Annotated in this window: 2 protein-coding genes; one reads left to right on the top strand and one right to left on the bottom strand. The window is 70.5% G+C overall.

Features of this window, described 5'->3' with window-relative positions; genetic code table 11:
* Window positions 1–299: 299 nt before the first annotated feature.
* The gene (locus tag HNQ79_RS33145) at window positions 300–1,085 is read right to left on the bottom strand and encodes a hypothetical protein (protein ID WP_185036698.1); all 786 of its coding nucleotides are present in this window, start codon (window positions 1,083–1,085) and stop codon (window positions 300–302) included.
* A 156-nt stretch (window positions 1,086–1,241) separates the two neighbouring features.
* Between HNQ79_RS33145 and tpg the strand changes: the two genes are divergently transcribed.
* A partial coding sequence (gene tpg / locus HNQ79_RS33140) for a telomere-protecting terminal protein Tpg (RefSeq protein WP_185036697.1) occupies window positions 1,242–1,771 on the top strand: 530 nt, incomplete at its 3' end.

The following is a 1,771-nucleotide window of genomic DNA, read 5'->3' as shown; positions in this document are numbered from 1 at the left end:
AAGGGAACCTGTTCCCCCACTGAAGCTCCTAGCCGTAGTCGTGCGGTGATCGGTGCGGTACGCGGCGGACCTGGCCCGCTCAGCGGGCAACAACGTCCTTGTCGGGATTGCAGTGGGGCCGTGGGCGTTGGCGAGCTGGCGGTGCCAGACGGCGCGGGCACGGGCGAGGTGCACCAGGGCGAGGGGCCAGGAACAGAGCCCGCCGGGATGGTGCGCGCGAGGTGTCGCAGTGCCGTCGTCCGGATCTCCAGGAGGTCGAGTTCCAGTTCCTGGTCCGGCATGGCGCCGCGGGCCCCCGGTCATTGGCCGCCGCTCCCCTTCGGGCCGGCGGGGCGGCCGGCCAGGATGTCCCGGGCGATGGAGCGCTGGGCGGCGGCGGCACGACGGTGCTCGGCAGCCAACGGCGCTTCCGCGACGGCGAGCCGGTCGTAGGCTTCGGCCTTCGCGAAATGGACTCCGGCCCACGCCGTACGCCGATGGCCGGCGTCGGAGTCCGCGGCCGGGGTGGCGAAACTCGCCTCGAAGGCCCGGTCCTCCTCCTTCTTGAGCTGATCGAGCCGGACGTACAGCTGCAAAGCTTCCGTGCGCAGTTCGTCGGCGGCCTGCCGAGCTCCGGGATCGCGCAGGGAGATGAGGCCGCCGCTGACGGCGCGCGGCTCCCCGGGCACCAAGCCGGTGTACCAGTCATCGAGGTCCTGGGCGTGGGCAGCCGGGTCGGCCAGGGCAGGGGAGGCGCGGCGGCGGCGCTGAATGCGGGTCCACTGTCCGATGTGGGCCGACCACCTCTCATGAGCGCTCTGCTTGCTGATACCTGCAGCGTCACCGAGGGCGCTCCAGCTGGCCTTGCGTTCGCGCTCGATGACAACGGCCTCGGTCACAAGCTGTTCGGCCAGCTCCAGGACGGCCAGGGCACGTTCGGCTTCGCGGCCGTGCTCCGGGTCGGATGCCCGGTGCTGGACGGGGAGGAAACCGAGCACCCTGCTCGCGATGTCCCGACAGGTCTGGGCGTGGGCGAGATACGCCTCGTCCAGAGGGGCCAGCGGCATGGGCGGCATGGGCTCGGTGGGGTGCTTGTCGCTGCGCATATCGTCAGGGTATCCCTGACGCATAGGCTTGGCAGGAGAATACGACGACTGACCGGGATGGTTAGCAACACTTCCCGGCCCACTCCGTCGTCGCGGCGCCCAGGCTTACCGTCAGCCTCATCAAGAACGCTCAGAGCCCAAGGAGGTGAGTAACCCGTGGTCGACTCGCTCGCGGACAGTCTGGACCGCGCGCTGGAGGGGGCGTTCACCCGCCGCATCCCGCAGAGCGCCCAGGCGCAGATGAAGTATCTGGTCAGGCAGCTCAAGGGCACCAGGGCCGCCGCCCAGGTTCTCGGCGTCTCCCAGCGCACCGTGGAGCGGTACGTCAAGGGACAGCTCAAGCGGCCCCGCCAGGACCTACGCGGCCGCCTGGAGCGCGGGGTGAAGAAGAGGTGGCAGCCGCAGATCCGCGCGAAGGCGAGGAAGAAGGCCGCGTCCACGGACGGCCTGGTCGTCTCCACACGCGCCCGCTTCGGATTCGAAGCCGCCGGAGGCACGACGGACGACGCCCGCGTCCGGGACATCACCCAGGCCCTGCCGCCCCAGTGGGCCGACCGCCTGTTCACCGCCCGGGAACAGGGCGCCAACGAACAGCAGCTCCACCAGATCGCGGCCGACGGCCTCGCCCAGATGTACTTCCGCGCCAACAACAGCCGCGCCCACGGCCTGGGCGTAGAGTTCACCGA

It is taken from the genome of Streptomyces candidus (genome assembly GCF_014207445.1).
Lineage (GTDB): Bacteria > Actinomycetota > Actinomycetes > Streptomycetales > Streptomycetaceae > Streptomyces > Streptomyces candidus.
This window is presented reverse-complemented; position numbering and strand designations above follow the sequence as displayed.

Excerpts from the sequence above, each read along its gene's own strand:
- HNQ79_RS33145 (WP_185036698.1), bottom strand. The coding sequence starts at position 1,085 with ATGCGCAGCGACAAGCACCCCACCGAGCCCATGCCGCCCATGCCGCTG.